Annotated in this window: 17 protein-coding genes; 16 read left to right on the forward strand and 1 reads right to left on the reverse strand. The window is 35.8% G+C overall.

Annotated features, from left to right (window positions below; genetic code table 11):
* Window positions 1–58: 58 nt before the first annotated feature.
* The 6 genes from recA (at window position 59) to F5ESL0228_RS02860 (ending at window position 8,999) form a co-directional block, all read left to right on the forward strand.
* Window positions 59–1,144: a recombinase RecA gene (gene recA, locus F5ESL0228_RS02835; RefSeq protein ID WP_122017965.1), complete on the forward strand. Its 1,086-nt coding sequence runs from the start codon at window positions 59–61 to the stop codon at window positions 1,142–1,144.
* 131 nt (window positions 1,145–1,275) lie between these two features.
* Window positions 1,276–2,907, forward strand: coding sequence for a ribonuclease Y (gene rny, locus F5ESL0228_RS02840; protein WP_122017966.1), 1,632 nt, complete (start codon window positions 1,276–1,278; stop codon window positions 2,905–2,907).
* 141 nt (window positions 2,908–3,048) lie between these two features.
* Window positions 3,049–4,044, forward strand: coding sequence for a helix-turn-helix transcriptional regulator (locus tag F5ESL0228_RS02845; protein WP_158592475.1), 996 nt, complete (start codon window positions 3,049–3,051; stop codon window positions 4,042–4,044).
* Window positions 4,045–4,068: 24 nt separating this feature from the next.
* Window positions 4,069–5,883 carry an FAD-dependent oxidoreductase gene (locus tag F5ESL0228_RS02850; RefSeq protein WP_122022786.1) on the forward strand — a complete coding sequence of 605 codons (1,815 nt, stop codon included), beginning with the start codon at window positions 4,069–4,071 and terminating at the stop codon, window positions 5,881–5,883.
* Between the two features lie 18 nt (window positions 5,884–5,901).
* A complete protein-coding gene (locus F5ESL0228_RS02855) occupies window positions 5,902–7,698 on the forward strand; it encodes an FAD-dependent oxidoreductase (protein ID WP_122022787.1) in 1,797 nt (598 codons plus the stop codon).
* 143 nt (window positions 7,699–7,841) lie between these two features.
* On the forward strand, window positions 7,842–8,999 hold the full coding sequence (locus F5ESL0228_RS02860) for a glycosyltransferase family 4 protein (RefSeq protein ID WP_122022788.1): 1,158 nt from the start codon (window positions 7,842–7,844) through the stop codon (window positions 8,997–8,999).
* 406 nt (window positions 9,000–9,405) lie between these two features.
* Here F5ESL0228_RS02860 and F5ESL0228_RS02865 read toward each other — a convergent pair whose 3' ends face one another.
* Entirely contained in the window at window positions 9,406–10,053 is a 648-nt protein-coding gene (locus F5ESL0228_RS02865; RefSeq protein WP_122022789.1) for a YigZ family protein, read from the reverse strand.
* A 46-nt stretch (window positions 10,054–10,099) separates the two neighbouring features.
* On the opposite strand from F5ESL0228_RS02865, the gene F5ESL0228_RS02870 reads away from it, so the two are divergent.
* The 10 genes from F5ESL0228_RS02870 (at window position 10,100) to trxB (ending at window position 20,549) form a co-directional block, all read left to right on the forward strand.
* Entirely contained in the window at window positions 10,100–11,380 is a 1,281-nt protein-coding gene (locus F5ESL0228_RS02870) for a helicase-related protein (RefSeq protein WP_122022790.1), read from the forward strand.
* Entirely contained in the window at window positions 11,377–12,066 is a 690-nt protein-coding gene (locus F5ESL0228_RS02875) for a ComF family protein (RefSeq protein WP_122022791.1), read from the forward strand. The genes F5ESL0228_RS02870 and F5ESL0228_RS02875 overlap by 4 nt, the downstream gene beginning before the upstream one ends.
* Before the next feature lie 81 nt (window positions 12,067–12,147).
* Window positions 12,148–12,705, forward strand: coding sequence for a ribosome hibernation-promoting factor, HPF/YfiA family (gene hpf / locus F5ESL0228_RS02880; RefSeq protein ID WP_122017971.1), 558 nt, complete (start codon window positions 12,148–12,150; stop codon window positions 12,703–12,705).
* Window positions 12,706–12,837: 132 nt separating this feature from the next.
* On the forward strand, window positions 12,838–15,237 hold the full coding sequence (gene secA / locus F5ESL0228_RS02885; protein ID WP_122017972.1) for a preprotein translocase subunit SecA: 2,400 nt from the start codon (window positions 12,838–12,840) through the stop codon (window positions 15,235–15,237).
* A 66-nt stretch (window positions 15,238–15,303) separates the two neighbouring features.
* A protein-coding gene (gene prfB / locus F5ESL0228_RS02890) for a peptide chain release factor 2 (protein ID WP_199713306.1) occupies window positions 15,304–16,420 on the forward strand; the annotation gives its coding sequence in 2 pieces (ribosomal slippage) (window positions 15,304–15,375 and window positions 15,377–16,420; 1,116 coding nt in all).
* 15 nt (window positions 16,421–16,435) lie between these two features.
* Window positions 16,436–16,705 (forward strand): hypothetical protein, encoded by a 270-nt coding sequence (locus F5ESL0228_RS02895; protein ID WP_122022793.1) that lies wholly within the window; start codon window positions 16,436–16,438, stop codon window positions 16,703–16,705.
* A 17-nt stretch (window positions 16,706–16,722) separates the two neighbouring features.
* A complete protein-coding gene (hprK, locus tag F5ESL0228_RS02900; protein ID WP_122022794.1) occupies window positions 16,723–17,667 on the forward strand; it encodes an HPr(Ser) kinase/phosphatase in 945 nt (314 codons plus the stop codon).
* A complete protein-coding gene (gene lgt, locus F5ESL0228_RS02905; protein ID WP_122022795.1) occupies window positions 17,668–18,504 on the forward strand; it encodes a prolipoprotein diacylglyceryl transferase in 837 nt (278 codons plus the stop codon). It begins immediately after the preceding gene.
* Window positions 18,505–18,545: 41 nt separating this feature from the next.
* Window positions 18,546–19,565, forward strand: a complete 1,020-nt coding sequence (locus F5ESL0228_RS02910; RefSeq protein WP_122022796.1) for an NAD(P)H-dependent glycerol-3-phosphate dehydrogenase — start codon at window positions 18,546–18,548, stop codon at window positions 19,563–19,565.
* A gap of 57 nt (window positions 19,566–19,622) precedes the next feature.
* Complete coding sequence (gene trxB, locus F5ESL0228_RS02915; protein ID WP_122022797.1) at window positions 19,623–20,549, forward strand: thioredoxin-disulfide reductase; 927 nt, start codon at window positions 19,623–19,625, stop codon at window positions 20,547–20,549.
* The last annotated feature ends 188 nt before the right edge of the window (window positions 20,550–20,737 follow it).

Raw genomic sequence — 20,737 nt, forward strand, 5'->3', positions numbered from 1 at the left:
ATTCAAAGTATAATTAATAAAAATAAATTTGGTCAGTTTAATAAGAGGAGGAAAAGTCTTGCCAAAAGATGAAAAAAAAGCTGCATTAGAAACTGCACTAAAGAAAATCGAAAAAAACTTTGGTAAAGGTGCCGTAATGCGAATGGGCGATAAAGCAGATACAAAGATTTCGACTATTCCATCTGGTTCGCTTGCACTTGATGCAGCACTGGGAGTCGGTGGCTATCCACGTGGTAGAATTGTAGAAGTTTATGGACCAGAATCTTCAGGAAAAACGACTGTTGCTTTGCATGCAGTGGCTGAGGTACAAAAACGTGGTGGTACAGCTGCATATATTGATGCTGAAAATGCAATGGATCCGGCTTATGCAGAAGCCTTAGGAGTTGATGTTGACTCATTAATTTTGTCTCAACCTAATACGGGTGAAGAAGGACTGCAAATTGCAGATACTCTGATTAGTAGTGGAGCGATTGATATTTTGATTGTTGATTCCGTTGCAGCTTTAGTTCCTCAAGCTGAAATTGATGGTGAAATGGGTGACAGTCATGTTGGATTGCAAGCCAGATTAATGAGTCAAGCATTACGTAAACTTTCTGGTAACATTAATAAGACCAAAACCATTGCAATATTTATTAACCAGATTCGTGAAAAAGTTGGGATTATGTTTGGTAATCCGGAAACAACTCCTGGTGGTAGGGCTCTCAAATTTTATGCAACTATTCGTTTAGAAATTAGAAGGGCAGAAAAAATAAAACAGACAGGTGGCGAGATTACTGGTAATCGGGTTAAGATTAAGGTAGTCAAAAACAAAGTTGCTCCACCATTTAAGGTTGCTGAAGTGGACATGATGTATGGTAAAGGTATTTCTCAAAGTGGTGAATTACTTGATATGGCGGCTGAGCATGACATAATTGCTAAAGCAGGTTCTTGGTACTCATATAAGGATGAGCGAATTGGTCAAGGACGTGAAAATGCCAAGAAATATTTAGAAGAGCATCAAGATATTTACGACGAAGTCCAACAGCAGGTGCGCCACGCCTATGGTATTGATGAAGTTTCAATATCAGAAAGAGAAGATCCTGAGAGAGTGAAAAAGGAAAAGGAGGCTTCTGAAGAAAAGGAAGCCGATAGCAAAAGTAGTTAAAATTGAAGAAATCAACCTTGATCTATAAATTTTGATCAAGGTTTTTTTCTAGTTGATTGACATAGGTCACGTGGTTATTTATTATTATCATTGTGTGAATAATCTAAAAAGTAAAAAAGGCGATAGTGATCATGACAAATAATAATTTGATTCCCGTCGCGATTGCTATTATTTCAGTTTTAATTGGCATTGGCATTGGTTATGCAATTAGAAAAAGCATTTGGGAAATGAATACGAAAAATGCTCAAAATGATGCTGACCATATTTTAGCGCAAGCCAATGCTCAAGTGGTTGCTGCAAAAGCTGAGGCCGATGCACAAAAACAAGCAGCAGAAGCTTTTAAGCAAAGTGCTCAAAATACTAAGAAAGAGAAAATTCTTGAAGCTCAAGAAAAAATTCAAGATTACCGGCAAAAGGTTGAGGATGAATTAAATATCAAGCGTGACGCCAATGCGCGTGAAAGTAATCGCTTAAAACAGCGAGAAGATACACTTGATCATAAAAATTCTTTATTAGCTGAAAAGGAAATTGAATTTAACAAAAAAGAAAGTCAACTAGGGAAGCAACAGGATGAATTAAAGCAAAAAATTCAGACTGCAAATGAATTAGTTGATCAAAGTCAACAAAAACTTTATGAAGTTGCTCATTTAGATAAGGAGCAAGCTAAAAAATTAGTTCTAAGTAAATTATCTGATGATCTAGTTAAAGAACGAGCAGAAATGATAAGAAATAGTAATGAAGAAGTTCAAGCTAAGGCTGATCATTATGCACGTAAGGTAATTATTGATGCTATTCAAAGTAGTTCTGCAGATACAGTTGCCGAAACGACGGTATCAGTAGTTGATTTACCAAATGAGGAAATGAAAGGAAGAATTATTGGACGTGAAGGTCGCAATATTCGGTCTTTTGAAGCACTCACGGGAATTGATCTAATAATTGATGATACTCCTAAAGTGGTTACTTTAAGTGGCTTTGATGCTATTAGACGTGAAATTGCTAAACGAGCAATGGAGCGATTAGTAAAAGATGGACGAATTCACCCAGCTAGAATTGAAGAAATAGTTGATAGGGCTCGTAAAGAAGTAAACGACGATATTTATGAGGCAGGTGAAAGTGCGTTAATGGAATTAGGGATTCACCGGATGAATCCTGAACTAGTTAAGATACTTGGTCGCCTAAAATATCGCACATCTTATGGGCAGAATGTTTTAGGACATTCAATTGAAGTTGCTAAATTGGCTGGGACAATGGCAGCTGAGCTTGGTTTAAATGAAAAATTAGCGGTTCGCGCGGGATTATTACACGATATAGGAAAAGCAATCGATCATGATATTGAAGGTTCACATGTTGAAATTGGTGTGGAATTGACAAGAAAATACCATGAATCAGATATAGTAGTTAATGCAATTGCAGCTCATCATGGGGATGTTCCAAAGTTATCATTTATTGCTGAACTAGTTGTTGCAGCAGATACACTTTCTTCGGCACGTCCAGGTGCTAGAAGTGAAAGTTTGGAAAACTATATTCGGCGGTTAACCGAATTAGAGCAAATTGCCAAAAAGTATGATGGTGTTAAACAGGCTTATGCCATTCAGGCTGGACGTGAAGTTCGAGTGATGGTTGAACCAGAAAAAATTTCAGATGATCGGATTACTGTTTTGGCACACGATATCCAGAAACAAGTTGAGAAACAGCTTGATTACCCGGGTAATATTAAAATAACAGTTATTCGTGAAAAACGAGTTGTTGCAGTTGCTAGATAAAGCAGAAGGTTGAATTGGAATTCAACCTTTTTTGTTTGTTCTACAATAAATTTAATGGCGCAATCAGACATAAAATTGCATAAAAAAGCATATTTTCAAAAAAGAAAGGGTATACAATATTAATTAGATAGGGGGACGATGATGAATCAAGCAGTCGTAAAAGATATAAAAGGCTTTTTGCAAGAATTAGGATATCCGTTTGATTCTATTTCAGCTTTGCTAGATTCTGGGATCATTACGCATTATTTTAATTCAAAATGGATTAAAAGTTCGCACTCATTTGCAATATTAGATCAAAAAGCAACTGATAAGCAGTTATTAGCTTGTAGTGATGTAAGCAATTTTTATCAATTTGTTCCTCCTTATTTTGCCGCGCTATCTAGTAAAAACGGGTTGCAGGCAATCAAACGGCTTTCATCATATGAGCAATTAATTGGTCCAATTGAAATTGGCACTTTCAAAGAGGAGGGAAATTTAAGAATTCATATAAGCTATTTGGATAATTCGCGAAAAAATTCCAGGTTTAGTCTATTAGTGGATCAAATATCATTGATTAGTTTGATTAGGACTGGTACAGGTAAGTTAATTAAACCATTATCAATTGGTAGTAAATTTAATTATAGTACAGAAATAACTGAGTATTTGGGAATTAGTGCGCAAAATTGTCGTGATAATTACTTGGTTTTTAGTAAAAATGATCTCTTAACACCATTTTTAACACAAAACGATATTATGTGGAACTTTATGGAACCAGGATTGAAAAAATATATTAATGATTTAAAGGTTGATCCGCCATTCAAGGCAATAGTGCAGGATACCTTGTTTAAATTAATTGCTGGCGGAAATTTTCAATTAAAAGATGTTGCTAATGCGATTGGAATATCATCGCGAACTGTTCAGAGATGGTTAAAAAATGAGGGAACAAATTATAAAGAACAAGTTAATGAAGTCCAAAAAATTTTGGCACTTAATTTGTTGCAGGATACGACACTGAATACAGCTGAAATTAGTTTTTTAGTCGGTTTTAATAATGTGACTACTTTTTACAAAGCATTTAAAAGATGGACGGGAAAGACTGTCCTGAAATACCGACATCAGATGATTATCAATAAAAATAGTATTAATGTCGCTATCTAGGTATATAAAGAAGAGGATACAAAAATGTTTTTGCAAGATAATGATTCATGGAATGCAGTTTATGATGTAGTTGTAGTTGGCTTTGGTGGTGCTGGGGCAACAGCAGCTCGGTTTGCAGCCGATAACGGTGCAAAGGTTCTTTTAATTGATAGTGCACCTGAAGGACATGAAGGTGGCAACACACGTTATTGTGGTCAAATTGTTCAAGCAGGTTATGATTATGATAAATTGAAAAAGTATTACCAACAATTAACTGCCCCTCTTGATTTAGATGAGAAAGTTTTAGATACCTTTATTAAAGGGATGGTTGACTTACCGACTTATTTTAAAAAATATTTGGGTGGAAAGGTCTTTAGCGTTAGGAAAAATCCAGGAAATAAGAATGTAGCGCTTCTGGCGTACATGAGTGCTGAATATCCCGAATTTGAAGGTGCGGAGACTAATGATGATCTTTTAATTCATGACCATATTTTTGATGCTGCTTTATGGAAGAAACTGCGGCAAAATGTACTAGATCGTAGTGATCGGATTTCGGTTTTATATTCAACGCCAGCTAAACACTTAATTCAAAATAAAACTAAAATGATTATCGGTGTTCAAATTAAAAATAATGGTCATTTGTTTAATGTTAAGGCTAAAAATGGTGTAGTACTAGCATTAGGCGGATTTGAAAACAATGATCAGATGATTCAAGATTATTTGGGAGAAACGAAGCTTTTGCCATACGGCACTTTATACAATAAGGGTGACGGAATTAAGATGGCCATAGAAGTTGGTGCTGATTTGTGGCACATGAATAATTATGAACCAGGTGGTACTGTTAACATCGCTGCACCAAAAGGTGAACGTGCCCATAATATCATGGGCTGGGATGCTTTGTTTGAGGGTTCACTAATTTCAGTTGGTGATGATGGTACCCGTTATATTCCTGAGGATGATCCAACTCGTCATGGGCACCGCTATAATCACGGCTTATGGCGAATTCCGCTGGCTCAAATTCATCCGCATTTAATTTTTGATCAAAAGAAATATGATGAATTTTTGTCTGAAGATTTAGATAATTTCCAGCACGAAGTTTTAAATAAAGTGGTAAAGTCTAACACAATTACTGATTTAGCGAATGAAATAGGAGTTAAGGAAAAAACTTTACAAAATACGCTTGAAATATATAATTTTTTTGTTGATCAAGGTGTTGATTATCAATGCGGTAGAAAGCCGGAAACGATGGCTAAACTTTCCTTGTCTGGTCCATTTTATTCTTTGAAGCAGCAGCACACGATGCTTAATACTCAAGGTGGACCTAGACGCAATGAGAAAGCTGAAGTACTCGATACAAATCAGCAGGTATTACCACATTTGTACGCTGCAGGTGAGCTAGGACATATTGGTGCTAACCAATACAATGGTGGCGGAGATATTGCCGATTGTTTAATTTTTGGCAAGATTGCAGGTGAGAATGCTGCAAAAACTAAGGAAAACGACGTTACGACTGGTGCAAGTGCACAAGTAAACGAGCAGGTCGATTCGACCTCTTTTCCAGTTCCTACCACAACTGAAAAAGATTATCCAACTGGTAAAAACCAATACATTGGCAAGTCAAGCAGAGGGATGGGTAATGAAATAGTTGTGCGTGTAACTGTCGATGAGCAGCAAAAACCTTCTAAGATTGAGGTTCTTAAGCAAAGTGAGTCACCTGATTATGGTGGTCAAGCAATTAAGCAACTTCAAAAACAAATGTTAAAAGATAAAACTGCAAGCGTTGATATTGTTTCTGGAGCTACTTCAACTAGTCGAGCATTCAAGGAAGCTGTCAGTGCTGCTTTAAAACAGGCTAAATAAAACTAAAAGAGGCAAAAAATGGCTAATTTAAAAAACGGAATTTATCATGGCAGTGGTTCTGGAAATCGTGGTGAAGTAAAGGTATCTGTAACCGTAAAAGATAATCAGATTAAGGCAGTTCATGTTGATGATCAAAATGAAACTGAAGGTATAAGTACAGCAGCACTTAAAAAGGCGCCGGAATTGATAGTAGCAAAGCAGTCCTACAATATTGATGCTGTAACAGGTGCAACGATTAGTTTTCAAGCTGTCGAAAAAGCGGTTAAGGATGCCTTAATCAAAGCTGGTGATCCTAGTGGCCTTGACCAAAAAGTTGACTTGCGGACTGTTAGAAAAGAAGACAATGTTGATTATCGCTATCTTGATCCGCGCAAGATCCAATTTGAAAAAGAAACAGAAGTTTTAATTATTGGTGCAGGTGCTGCTGGTCTTGCAGCCGCTATTTCTGCACGGCAAAAAGGAAGGGCAGTTATTTGTCTTGAGTATGCGTCAAGCTATATGTTATCGGATATGACCTTATCTGGCGGTTATTATAATGCAGGTGGTGGTACAAGCTTGCAAAAGTCTCAAGGAATTACAGATTCTAAGGAAAATTGGGACAATTACTTAAAGGCAGTTGGTCAAGGATATGAAGATTCCGATATGCGTGAAGTAATCGTTGAACACGGTGCTGAAGATTATGAGTGGTTAGCTAACGATGTGGGAGTTAATTTTCAGGAAGTTCAGCAAATAGGCAATGAGGAAGCAATGAAAAAGTATGCTGTTCCGGTTGCCCGTTCACATTTGACGGTTGAAAAAAGTGGCTACGGGCTCTCCAAGCCTTTGTTCAAGTGCGCTCAAAAATTAGGCACAGAGTTCATTTTTAATATTACAGCAGAAAGTTTAATTACCAATCAAGATAACCAAGTTATTGGCGTGCATACCAATAAGGGCAATTACAGTGCTCAGAGTGTAATTGTTGCCACTGCTGGCTTTTCGCGTAATAAAGAAATGCTCAAAAGTTTTGCCCCAGATTTTGCAGTAGGAGAATCATATGGATCAATTAGGCAAATGGGTGATGGAATTCGGATGGGAGCACAAATAGGTGCTAAGTTAAAAGATATGTGGATGCCGATTGCTAATTCGATAGGAACACAATCTGGCGATAACGTTTGTATTGGACCTTTATGTACGGCTTGGACCAAACCTTATATTTGGGTTGGTACTGATGCTAAAAGACATTTTCGTGAGGATATGTATTTTGAATTTGCTTCTAAAAAAATTGCCAGCATGGATCAAGGTTTTGTGTGGCTACTTTTTGATAAAGGTATGGCAAATGAAATGCCAACAGCCTTTTCGGCACCAGCAGCTTCACCACATTTAAAACGAGAAGTTGAAGATGGTTATTTTAAAAAGGCAGATACAATTGCCGATTTAGCTGAACAGATTGGTTTAGATTCTACCGTTTTGCAGGAAACGATTACTAAATGGAATAATGATGTTCTTAGGGGGAAAGACACCGAATTTGGCCGTGAAAAAGACCTGACAGCCTTTAAACCGCCGTATTATGCTGCTAAATTAGCTCCTTCAACTCCAGATATGGCAGGGGGCTTAAGCATTAATCAGAAAGCTGAAGTCTTGGATAATCAAGATAATCCAATTGCCAACTTATATGCTGCAGGTAGTACCACTGGTGGATGGCGCGGTATGACTTATCCTGGGTGCGGAATGGGAATTACCAACGCAATAGTTTTTGGTCGTATTGCTGGTGCAAGTGCAGCAAATAATGCAACTAAGAATGCTGATTCAAGCTCAGGTGCTTCTCAACATGACTAATAATAAAAGTGGGTTCGTGAAAAAACCCACTTTTAAGTTAATTATTTAGTCGATAAGCTTTTAATCAGCTTTAGTGGGAGTGATTTGTGCATTTTTAGTCAAGCCTGTATAATTAAAGCAACTTATTATGAAAGTAGTCGACTATGTTTAAAATTATTGTTGAATTGTTCTTTTTAGTAATTATTCAAGCAGCAATCACGCCATTTATTAGGCGATTAGCCTTTGTCTTAGGAGCTGTTGATATTCCGAATGCTAGACGCGTTAATAAAAAGCCGATGCCAACACTAGGAGGCTTAGGCATATTTGTTACCTATAATATCGGTACATTTGTTCTTCTCCGAGAACAATTTCCAACACACGAAGCTTTTAGTGTGTTGTTAGCTTCTAGTGTCATTGTTTTGACAGGAATTATAGATGATATTTTAGAACTTAAGCCGCGTCAAAAAATGTTTGGCATTTTAATTGGTGCCTTAATTATTTATTTCTTGGCAGGTATTAAAATGAATGTTCTTAATCTGCCATTTTTGAATAAGCAAATTAATTTAGGTTGGTGGAGTTTACCTATTACCATTTTTTGGATCTTGGCTTTGACTAATGCTGTTGATTTAATTGATGGGCTTGATGGTTTAGCTGACGGAGTTTCATTGATTTCTCTAATAACGATGGGTATCGTTGGATATTTCTTTTTACATACTGATCAACTTTATATTCCAATTTCTTGCTTTATGTTAGCAGCTTGTTTATTAGGATTTTTACCATACAATTTTTATCCTGCTAAAATGTTTCTTGGTGATACAGGGGCATTATATATCGGTTTTATGATTGCGGTTTTCTCACTGAAAGGCTTAAAAAATGTTACTTTTATTTCTCTTTTAGTGCCTGTAACCATACTAGGTGTTCCAATTACGGATACTATTTACGCTATGATAAGACGAAAACTTAATCATCAACCAGTTTCACAAGCAGATAAGCATCATCTTCATCATCAATTAATGAAAATGGGGTTAACACACCGTCAAACTGTTCTTGCAATTTATTCTCTTTCGCTAATCTTTTCATTCATTTCGTTATTATTTTTACTGTCACCAATTTGGGGTATGTGGCTTTTAATCGCAGGATTGGTAGTTGCCTTAGAAATCTTTGTCGAATCAATTGGGCTTTTAGGTGAAAAGTATAAGCCGCTATTATCACTGATTCAAAAAGTAATTAATTCACGTAGTAAGAAAGATCCAACCGTTGAAGTTTGGCATTTAGGTCAAGAAAAACCAGAACAATTAAAAAACAAACATAATCAACATTAAAAAGAATGTTTTCTTGTAATATGAGTCTCGGAAATCAGACAATTTCCGGGACTTATTTTTATAATCAAATTAATTAATAAAGAAAAATTTGGATTTATTAAAGAACTTTAAAACAGCATGACATACCACTAATTCAATGGATAGCTACTTGATAGAGAATTTATTTTGATTGTAAAGTCAGATATATTTTACGGTCAGATTGCTAGCTATCATAATTTTAAAAAATTAAAGTAAGCAGCTGTTTGAGTATATTGGTTATTGCAACAATGACCGAACTAAGAGTAAATTAAAAACCTGATTCCAATCGAATCTTGGAACCAAGCTTTAATTAATTATAAATCTAATAGTTAAACTTTTAAGAGTCATTTTCTCTGGCAAAGAGCCCTTTTTAGTTAAGGCCTCTTTTTTAATGCTCTTTGTTAGTATTGACAGGTATTTCAATATACCGTGTTTTTCCTTTAATAAACTGAACTTGTCCAGCTAATTGATCTGTTAAATTTGTAAGCAGTTCAGCTTGCTCTTTTTCAGAAACAAAAATATGCAAGCACACATCGACGCCATAATCAATTTTAGCAATTGAAATTTTCTTTTTAGATAGATAGTTGTTTATCTTATCAAAATAGGTATAGGCAATGTTAAAGCTAATTTCCTGTTGTTGAATACATTCAACTATTCCAATTTTTTTTGCGGCTTGGGTAACGCTATTTGAATAAGCACGAATTAGGCCACCAGCTCCTAGTTTTATACCGCCAAAGTAACGAGTAACAACAACTATAACATTTTGTAACTTCAATAATTGCAAAGCGTTTAATTCTGGTATTCCTGCAGTCCCAGCTGGTTCACCATTATCGCTGGCTTTTACATGATTATCGACTATATAAGCATAAGTATTGTGTGTAGCATCGCGATATTTTTTGGAAATGGTTGAAATGGCTTTTTCGGCTTCATCGATAGTAGATACACGTACAAATGAAGTAATAAAACGACTCTTTTTAATTATTATTTCATGACTACCGTTTTCTTTAATTGTTAAAAAGTTTTCCTTTTTCATCAAAAAATTTTCCCTCCTTTTAGCGTATTTAATATATGGAGGATGAAAGATGGAGAAGCTCGCATATCTTGCTGGTCGTCAATGGATCAGTCAACAAAAAAATTTTAGCATAACTAAGGGGTTAACAACAATCAAAGCAATTTCGAATCAGCGTTGCAATCGATGTGGGACAACTGTGAAGGAGCGATTGCCTAATGGTAAGACATATTGCCGTGCCTGCATTGGTTTAGGACGCGTTACTGAGGACGACTTTCTTGTGCGTGACGAAAGTGAAGTTTTTTTTCAAAAGAAAAAAGATATTTTAAAGTGGCGAGGACAGTTAACTCCGGCTCAGAAGCAAGTGTCAATAAAGTTAGTAGAAAATTTTAAAAAAAGGCGAGCAACTTTAGTTCATGCAGTTACTGGTGCAGGAAAAACCGAAATGTTATTTGCAGTAATTTCAGAGTGTCTTAGTTTAGGACAACGTTGTTGTATCGCTTCTCCAAGAATTGATGTTATTAATGAACTTTATCCTAGAATTCAAGAAGCATTTCAAGGATTGAAAATTGGAAAGTATCATGGTCGTGAATTCAAAGAACCTGAATTAGAGCAGTTAACTTTATGTACTACGCATCAACTTCTTAAGTTTTACCATGCATTTGATTTGTTAATAATTGATGAAGCAGATTCTTTCCCATATATAGATAATTCTCAGCTTCATTTTGGTGCGAAAAATGCTATTAAAACTAATGGAATTCGTATTTATTTAACTGCGACACCAACACGTGATATTCTTCAAGAAGTTGAGGCTGGTAAAATTAGAGTTCTAAAGTTAAATCGTCGTTTTCATGGGGGCTTGTTGCCGATACCTCGCGAAAAATTATTTTTGCGCCCCTTTTTAAATAAAGGTCATCTGCACCCAAAACTAATAAAAGAAATAATTGGAGTAATAGAATCACAACATCCCTTACTACTATTTGTACCACGAATTGAACAAATTTCGTTGTATTTATCTGCTTTGAAGAAAGTTCCTGAATTACATCAAATTAATATAGAAGGAGTTTATGCTGCAGATAAAAAGCGTTTGAGTAAAGTCCAACAATTTCGTGAGGGTAAAATACAGCTTCTGGTCACAACAACGATCTTAGAACGAGGGGTTACTTTTAAACATGTCTGGGTAATTATTGTCCAGGCAGATGACGCAATATTTACGACCTCAAGTTTAATTCAAATTGCTGGCCGTGTAGGTCGAGCACAAGATGATGTAGGAGGATTAGTTCTTTTTTGTTATCAAAAATATACTCGTAGTATTCAAAGTGCTGTAAAACAAATCAAGGAGCTTAATAAATGAAGTTATGTCTTGTTTGTGGACAACAATTTACGCCACAAATATCATTTTGTCAGATACTTTATTGGAAAAAACAGCCTGAAGAATACCTGTGTAGGTCTTGCAAAGCAAAATTTACTAAATTAAGTCAACCAAGATGTCAGTTTTGTGATCGTGAATTAGATAAAAATATAATTTGCAATGATTGTCAAAAGTGGCGCCACCTTTATGGCGATAACCTAATACATAATCATGCAGTTTATCAGTATAATCAAGCTGCACATGATTTAATGGTAAATTATAAACGTTATGGTGATTTTGTTTTGGCAAAAGTATTGCAGCAATTGTGCTATCTTAACTTGAAAAAAATTCATGCAGATTTTTACGTTCCACTTCCAACTTCACCAGAACATTGTGCTAGTCGTCAGTTTGATACAATAACCAGTATTTTTGATGATTTGGTTTTGTTAACTTCTGTGTTAGATAAACATGGTGGACTGAGCGCACAAGGCGAGAAGAATCGTAGTGAAAGATTGAAAACGCCACAAAGTTTTTTTATAAAGAAAGACTTTAAAGTAAACTTAAACAATAAAAAAATATTACTTTTGGATGATATTTATACTACGGGAAGAACGTTGTATCATGCACGTGATGCAATTATCAAAAGGTATCCGTCTGTTCAAATAAGCAGTTTTACAATTTATAGATAGTTTAATCTTGTTCAGCGCTTTCAAGATTTGTTATAATATAATTAAGTAAAGTTGCATTAACAATTGAAAGGAGAATCTCATATGTTAAAGTATAATATTCGTGGTGAAAATATTGAGGTAACTGATGCTTTGAGAAGTTATGTCGAGAAACGCCTAAAGAAAATGGAGAAATATTTTGATTTGAATCAAGATGTTGTTGCCCACGTTAATCTTAAGGTATATCGTGATCATACGGCTAAAGTTGAAATTACTATCCCACTACCGTACTTAGTATTGAGAGCAGAGGAAACAAGCGATGATATGTATAGAAGCATAGATTTTGTTTCTGAAAAACTGGAACGTCAGATTAGAAAGTACAAGACCAAAATTAATCGAAAAAGTCGGGAAAAGGGAATCAATGATTTCTTAGTTGAAAATTCGGATACAGATACCGGTGACATTGATAATGATGATGGCAGTGGATTCTCTATTGTACGCAATAAACAGATTGGCTTGAAGCCAATGAGTCCTGAAGAAGCAATTTTACAAATGAACATGTTGGAACACGATTTCTTTGTATTCCAAGATGCTGAAACAAATGGAACTAGTATTGTATATCGTAGAAATGATGGTCAATACGGTTTGATTGAAACAAAGTAAAAACAATGCTGTTATCAGCAGAGGACCCCACATTTAATGTGAGGTCTTTGTTTTGTTTATTTTTAATTTTGCACTAATCATGTTAAAATTAATATGTGTTTTTATACTTAACTACATATAAGGATCGATTAAATGGTAAACGTTTTAAAGAAACTATACAATAATGATAAAAGAGAACTAAAAAAATTTGAAAAGCTTGCTAATCAAGTTGAAAATTATGCTGATGAATATGACAAACTTTCAGATGAAGAGTTGAAGGCAAAGACACCTGAATTTCGAGCACGACTAGAAAAGGGCGAGGAATTAGACAAAATATTGCCAGAAGCTTTTGGAGTTGCTCGTGAAGGTGCCAAAAGAGTTTTGGGCTTGTATCCGTTCCATGTTCAAATACTGGGTGGGATTGCTTTGCATTTTGGTAATATTGCCGAAATGATGACTGGTGAAGGAAAGACTTTAACGGCTACAATGCCCGTTTATTTAAATGCATTGACAGGCAAAGGGGTTCACGTTGTGACGGTCAATGAATATCTTTCAAGTCGTGATGCTGAAGAAATGGGTCAATTATATAAGTGGCTTGGGTTAACTGTTGGTTTAAATTTAAATTCAATGTCACCTGATGAAAAGCGTGAAGCATATGATTGTGATGTTACTTATTCAACTAACGCTGAATTAGGCTTTGATTATTTGCGTGATAACATGGTGGTTTATAAAGAACAAATGGTTCAACGCGAATTAAATTACGCTATTATTGATGAAGTCGATTCAATTTTAATTGATGAAGCGAGAACACCGCTCATTATTTCTGGTGAAGCCGAGCAGGCTAATGGCGACTATATCAGAGCTGATCGTTTTGTTAAATCACTTCATGAAGATACTAGTGGAGATGACGCTGATGATGATGAAGACCACGGCGATTATAAAATTGACTGGCCAACTAAATCGATTGCATTGACTAGAACAGGAATTCAAAAAGCTTGTGATCATTTTGGCTTAAAAAATTTGTATGATGTCGAAAATCAAAAATTGGTTCATCACCTAGATCAAGCACTACGTGCCAATTATATTATGCTTAATGATATTGACTATGTGGTTCAAGATGGTGAAGTTCTAATTGTTGATTCATTTACGGGTCGTGTGATGAGTGGTCGGCGTTATTCCGATGGGTTACATCAAGCAATTGAGGCTAAAGAGGGCGTTAAAATTCAGGAAGAATCCAAGACGCAAGCCACAATTACTTACCAAAATTTCTTTAGAATGTATAAAAAATTATCAGGAATGACAGGTACGGCTAAGACAGAAGAAGAAGAATTTCGTGAAATCTATAATATGCAGGTAATCACAATTCCGACGAACCGTCCTAATATTAGGAAAGATCAATCTGATATTTTATATCCAACCCTAAATTCAAAATTTGAGGCTGTTGTAAATGAAATTAAAGAGCGTCATTCAAAAGGACAGCCTGTGTTGGTCGGAACAGTTGCAGTTGAAAGTTCAGAAAGATTAAGCAAGATGCTTAATCAGGCCGGTATTCCGCACGCAGTATTAAACGCTAAGAATCATGCTAAGGAAGCCCAGATTATTATGAATGCAGGTCAACGTGGTGCGGTTACGATAGCTACCAACATGGCTGGTCGTGGGACTGATATTAAATTGGGACCTGGTGTAAAAGAATTGGGTGGTTTAGCTGTGATTGGGACTGAACGCCATGAATCACGCAGAATTGATAATCAGCTTCGTGGTCGTTCTGGTCGCCAGGGAGATCCTGGTGTAACTAGATTTTATCTTTCACTTGAAGATGATCTAATGAAACGCTTTGGTGGTGACCGAGTTAAAGACTTTTTGGATCGGTTATCGGATAATGACGATGATAAGGTAATTGAAAGTCGTTTAATTACAAGACAAGTCGAGTCAGCTCAAAAACGTGTCGAAGGTAATAACTATGATACGCGTAAACAAACATTGCAATATGATGATGTTATGCGAATTCAAAGAGAAATTATCTATGGTGAACGGATGCAAGTTATTGGAGAAGAAACTTCACTTAAAGATGTTTTAATTCCGATGATTCATCGTACAATTAATAGTCAAGTTGATATGTTTACGCAGGGTGATCGTAGCAAGTGGCGACTTGATTCTTTGAGAGATTTCATTAGTTCAAGTTTGACAAATGATGAAGAAGTTGAAAAACTTGACTTTAAGACAATTACAGTTCCTGAATTAAAGCAGAAACTGTATGAATTTGTTGAAGAAAACTATCAACAGAAAAAACAGATTTTGGCCGATCCATCAGATATGTTAGAATTTGAAAAAGTTGTTATTTTACGGGTAGTAGATGACCGTTGGACTGATCATATTGATGCAATGGATCAATTGCGTCAATCAATTAGTTTACGTGGTTATGGTCAGCTTAATCCACTCGTTGAATACCAAGATTCTGGATACAATATGTTTGAAGAAATGATTTCTAATATTGAGTTTGATGTAACTCGTTTATTTATGAAAGCTGAAATCAGACAAAATCTTAGTCGTTAAAAGTTAAGATTGAAGGGAAAGCAGCTGCTTTCCCTTTTTTGGAATTTATTAGGAGTAATTGATCATATGGAAATTAATGAAATTCAAAGTGAATTAGATAGTTTAAGAGCTCGCTTAGATCATTTTAGGGGGTCTCTTTGACTTAGATGCAATTGCTGACAGCATTACAATTAATGAACATAAAATGCAGGATGCAGATTTTTGGAACGACCAAGAACGTGCGCAAAAAATGATCTCGGCAACAAATTTACTAAAAGAAAAGCGAAATTCATTTTTAGATTTACAAGAGAATTATCAAAATGCGTCTACGGCCTTGGAATTACTAATTGAAGAGCCAGATGCAGATCTTCAACAAGAGGTTGAAAATGATTTAAAGCAGCTTCAAGGTAAATTTCATGAATATGAGATGGATTTGCTTTTATCAGGAAAATATGACAATCACAATGCTTTACTGGAAATTCATCCGGGTGCAGGTGGGACCGAAGCTATGGATTGGGCTCAAATGTTGCTAAGAATGTATCAACGTTATTCTGACCAGCGTAATTTTGGATTTGAAATTAATAATTATGAACCAGGTGAAGAGGCAGGTCTTAAGAGTGCTAGTATTAGAGTTACTGGTAAAAATGCTTACGGTTTGCTTAAATCAGAACATGGTGTACATCGCTTAGTTCGAATCTCACCATTTGATTCAGCTAAGCGTCGTCACACTTCGTTTGCCTCAGTTGAAGTTATTCCTGAAATTGACGACAGTATAAAAATTGATATTAATCCCAAAGATTTACGAATTGATGTTTATCGTTCAAGTGGTGCTGGGGGCCAGCATATTAATAAAACTTCCAGTGCTGTGCGAATAACTCATTTGCCAACAGGTTTTGTTACAACGTCACAGGCACAGCGTTCTCAATTGCAAAATCGAGAGACAGCAATGAATGAACTGCGCGCAAAACTTTTTCATTTAGAAGAAGAGAAAAAAAGGCAGCATAAACAAGAACTAAAGGGCGATCAAAAAGAAATCGGTTGGGGTTCACAAATTCGATCATATGTTTTTCATCCTTATAATCTGGTTAAAGATTTGCGGACAGGCTATGAAACTTCCGACACGAGTGGTGTGATGGATGGTAAATTGCAACCATTTGTTTATGCTTATTTACAATGGATACTTAGTCAGGCTAATCCTGAATAGGAAAAAGGTGAAAAAATGAGTTTTTTGGCAATTATTTGTATCGTACTATTAGCAGTAATTATACTAGGTTTTACTTTTGCTGCTTTTCATATTATATTTTTGCTCTTACCTGCAGTTTTAGTAATTGCAGTAATTATTTGGTTAATTAATCATTTTACTAATCATGATAAAACTGATGAAACACCTAACGAAAAAGGAACTTGGCAAAATTGGTCCAATAATGAAAACTCCTATCCCAAACGCAAAAAAGTGCGAGATGCAGAAACTAAAGATGTAGATAAGTAAACTAAGAGGCAATTTAAATGGCAAATGCAGTTAAATTAAAAGATTTGATTCAAGATAATAAAATTGTCCATATTGTCCATGGTAAACAATATATTACCGGTAAAGAGATTGCAGTTTCAGATATATATAGGCCTGGATTGGAATTGACTGGATATTTTGATTTTTATCCTAATCAACGTATTCAACTTCTAGGACGAACGGAAATTTCCTATGCAGCTAGGCTTGATCATGAAAGTTTAGTTTGCGTTTTTAAAAAGCTCTGTACGCCACAAACTCCATGTTTCTTTGTTTCGCGTTCTTTACGTGTTCCACAGGAACTGGTTGTCGCAGCTGAGGCAGCAAAAATACCTATCTTATCAGTTTCTGAATCTACAACGTATATCTCTAGTATTTTGACAGAATATTTACGTGAGCGTTTAGCTGTTCGTGAGACTATTCATGGTGTCATGGTTGAAGTTAAGGGATTAGGAATTTTGCTGACTGGAGATTCTGGAGTTGGTAAGTCGGAAACGGCACTTGGTTTAATTAGGCGCGGGCACCGGTTAATTGCAGATGACCGGGTAGATGCTTATCAACAGGATACTGAAACTGTGATGGGTGAGCCACCCCAAATTTTGAAACATATTATGGAAATTAGAGGTATCGGAATTATTAATGTAATGGAATTATTTGGCGTAGGAGCAGTTAAAAATCGTGGCCCTATCCAATTAGTGATAAAACTTGTTAATTGGGATAATAATGCTAATTATGATCGACTCGGTTTTGAAGAAAGCAGTCGGGATATTTGCAATGTTGAAGTTCCGCAAATTACAATTCCGGTCAAAGTAGGACGTAATATGGAGGATATTATTGAAGTGGCAGCAATGAACTTTCGGGCAAAAAAGATGGGGTATAATGCAACCAAAACATTTGATGATAATTTAACTGCTTTGATTGCTCAAAATTCTAAAAAGGATAAATAGATGTGGTTAACTATTAGCCCAGTTGCATTTGCGCTAGGTAGTTTAAATGTTAAGTGGTATGGTGTCATTATGGCACTGGCAATTATTATGGCGGTCTCAATGGCAATTGTCGAAGGTCAAAAGCGGCAAATCGCAAGCGATGACTTTATAGATCTGTTGCTATGGGCGGTTCCTTTAGGATATATAGGGGCACGGATTTATTATGTTGTGTTTGAATGGAATTATTATGCTCAGCACCCCGATCAAATTATTGCAATATGGAATGGTGGAATCGCAATTTATGGAGGCCTGTTAGCTGGCCTTATAGTGTTGCTTGTGTTTTGTTATAAAAGAATGCTGCTACCATTTTTAATGCTTGATATTATTGCACCAGGAGTAATGGCCGCACAAATATTGGGACGCTGGGGTAACTTTTTTAATCAAGAAGCTCATGGCGGACCGACAACTTTAGAGTTTTTACAGAAGATGCATTTGCCTACATTTGTTATTGCCCAAATGAAGATTAATGGTGTATATTATCAGCCTACATTTTTATATGAATCTGTTTTCAATCTTCTAGGCTTAATTCTAATTTTGCTTTTGCGTCACCGGCAATATTTATTCAAACAAGGCGAAGTCTTCATGCTATACTTAGCTTGGTATTCCGTTGTTCGTTTTTTTGTTGAAGGGTTACGAACAGATAGCTTATATTTAGCCGGGACAATCCGTGTTTCGCAATTGTTAAGTTTAATTCTATTTATTGTGACTATTGGGTTATTTATATATCGGAGAAAAGTAATCAAACCGAAATGGTATTTAGATGGTAGCGGACTTAAGTATCCGTATACAAGAGCTTGAGATAAGCTATATTAATTTATACAGAAAGTCTGGAGAAAAAGATGGCAAAAATTGCAGTTCTAGGTGCTGGTTCATGGGGAACCGTTTTAGGCTCATTACTTGCAGATAACGGTAACGAAGTTATACTGTATGGAAATAATGTACAGGTAAACCAAGAAATTAATGATAATCACACCAATGAACATTATATGAAGAATTGGTATGTGAATGAAACTGTACGAGCAACGGATGATTTGAAACTAGCACTGAATGAGGCAGATATTATTCTCTTCGTTTTACCAACTCAAGCAATTCGCGAAGTTGCTAAAAAAGTAAACCAAGTTTTAACAGCAAGTAAAAGTAAGCCTTTGTTAGTTACTGCAACTAAAGGAATTGAACCAGGCTCCAAGAAATTGATTTCTGAAATTTTAACTGAAGAAATTTATCCTAATGATACTGATAAAATTGTTGCTATTTCTGGACCAAGTCATGCTGAAAGTGTTGCGCAAAAAGATTTAACTGCAATCACATGTGCCTCGGATAATGCTGATAATGCTCAAAAAGTTCAAGAACTTTTTACTAATGGATATTTAAGATTGTATACAAATACCGATTTAATTGGTGTAGAAGTGGCTGGTGCAGTTAAAAACGTAATTGCAATTGCGGCTGGTATCTTGGTAGGTAAGAATTATGGTGATAATGCTAAAGCAGCGTTAATGACTCGTGGACTTGCTGAAATTACCCGCCTAGGAGTTAATTATTTTGGGGCAAAACCAATGACTTTTAGTGGGTTAGCTGGAATTGGTGATCTAATTGTAACTTGTACTTCAGTTAATTCACGTAATTGGCGTTGTGGTAAGCAAATAGGTGAAGGCAAAAGTCTAGACTATGTACTTAAAAATATGGGACAAGTGGTTGAAGGGGCAACAACTGTTAAAGCTGTTCATGAATTGTGCCAAGAAAAGCAAATAGATATGCCGATTAGTGAAGCAATTTATCGTGTTTTGTACCAAAATGCTAATGTTGATAATGAAATTACAAAGATGATGGGTAGGATTCCAAAGCCAGAAATTAGACTTTAAAAGATTTATATTGTAAAATTTACTTACTAAAAATAAGAAAGTTGCTGAGGTAAAAATATGACCCAAAAATATGATGTGATCATTATCGGTGCTGGTCCTGGAGGTTTAACGGCGGCTTTATATGCGTCACGTGCAAATCTTTCTGTTTTAATTCTTGATCGTGGACCTTATGGCGGTCAAATGAATAACACAGATGCGATTGATAATTATCCTGGATTTAGTGAAATAAAAGGTCCCGAATTGGGCGAAAAAATGTACAATTCGGTAATGAAGTTTGGTGCTAAGTTTGAATATGGGGATGTGCAAACAGTTACTGTTGAAAGAAACACTAAACTAGTAAAAACAGATACTGGCGAGTACAGTGCGCCAGTGTTAATCATTGCGACTGGAGCTGATCATCGCCATTTAGATGTACCGGGTGAAGATGAGTATTCTGGAAAAGGTGTTTCGTATTGTGCCGTTTGTGATGCAGCCTTTTTCAAAGATGAAGACTTAGCCGTAATTGGTGGCGGCGATTCCGCAATTGAAGAGGGGATTTACTTGACTCAAAATGCTAAGTCAGTAACCGTAGTTCACCGTCGTGATCAATTGCGAGCTCAACCAACATTACAAAAGCGTGCATTTGCGAATGAAAAAATGCATTTTATTTGGGATGCGGAAACAGAGTCAATCGAAGGCGATGGGAACCGAGTAACCGGAATAACTTATAAAGATAAAAAAACCGCTGAATTGAAACATTTATCAGTACATGGTGTATTTATTTATGTTGGTGTTATTCCTCAAACTACAGCTTTTAAAAACTTGGATATTCTTGATCAAAACGGTTGGATTCCTACGGATGAACATATGAAGACCAAGCACGACGGAGTGTTTGCAATTGGTGATGTACGTGCAAAGGATTTGCGTCAAATTGCTAATGCTGTCGGTGATGGAAGTATTGCAGGCCAAGAAGCCTATAATTATTTGCAAGCTTTAAACGACTAATAAAAAATTGCTTGATACTAAGTCTTGAAAGTAAATTACTTTTAAGGCTTTTTTTATGCGCAAGCTATCGGGAAGACTATGTTATTCTTTAATTTGTTTAAGTAAAAAATTTAAATAGTACCATGAATTCTTTCTTAAGTTTAACAATACTTATGAAAAGAAATGCTAGAATAAGACTATAAAAATTA

The organism is Lactobacillus sp. ESL0228, assembly GCF_003692825.1.
Classification (GTDB): domain Bacteria; phylum Bacillota; class Bacilli; order Lactobacillales; family Lactobacillaceae; genus Lactobacillus.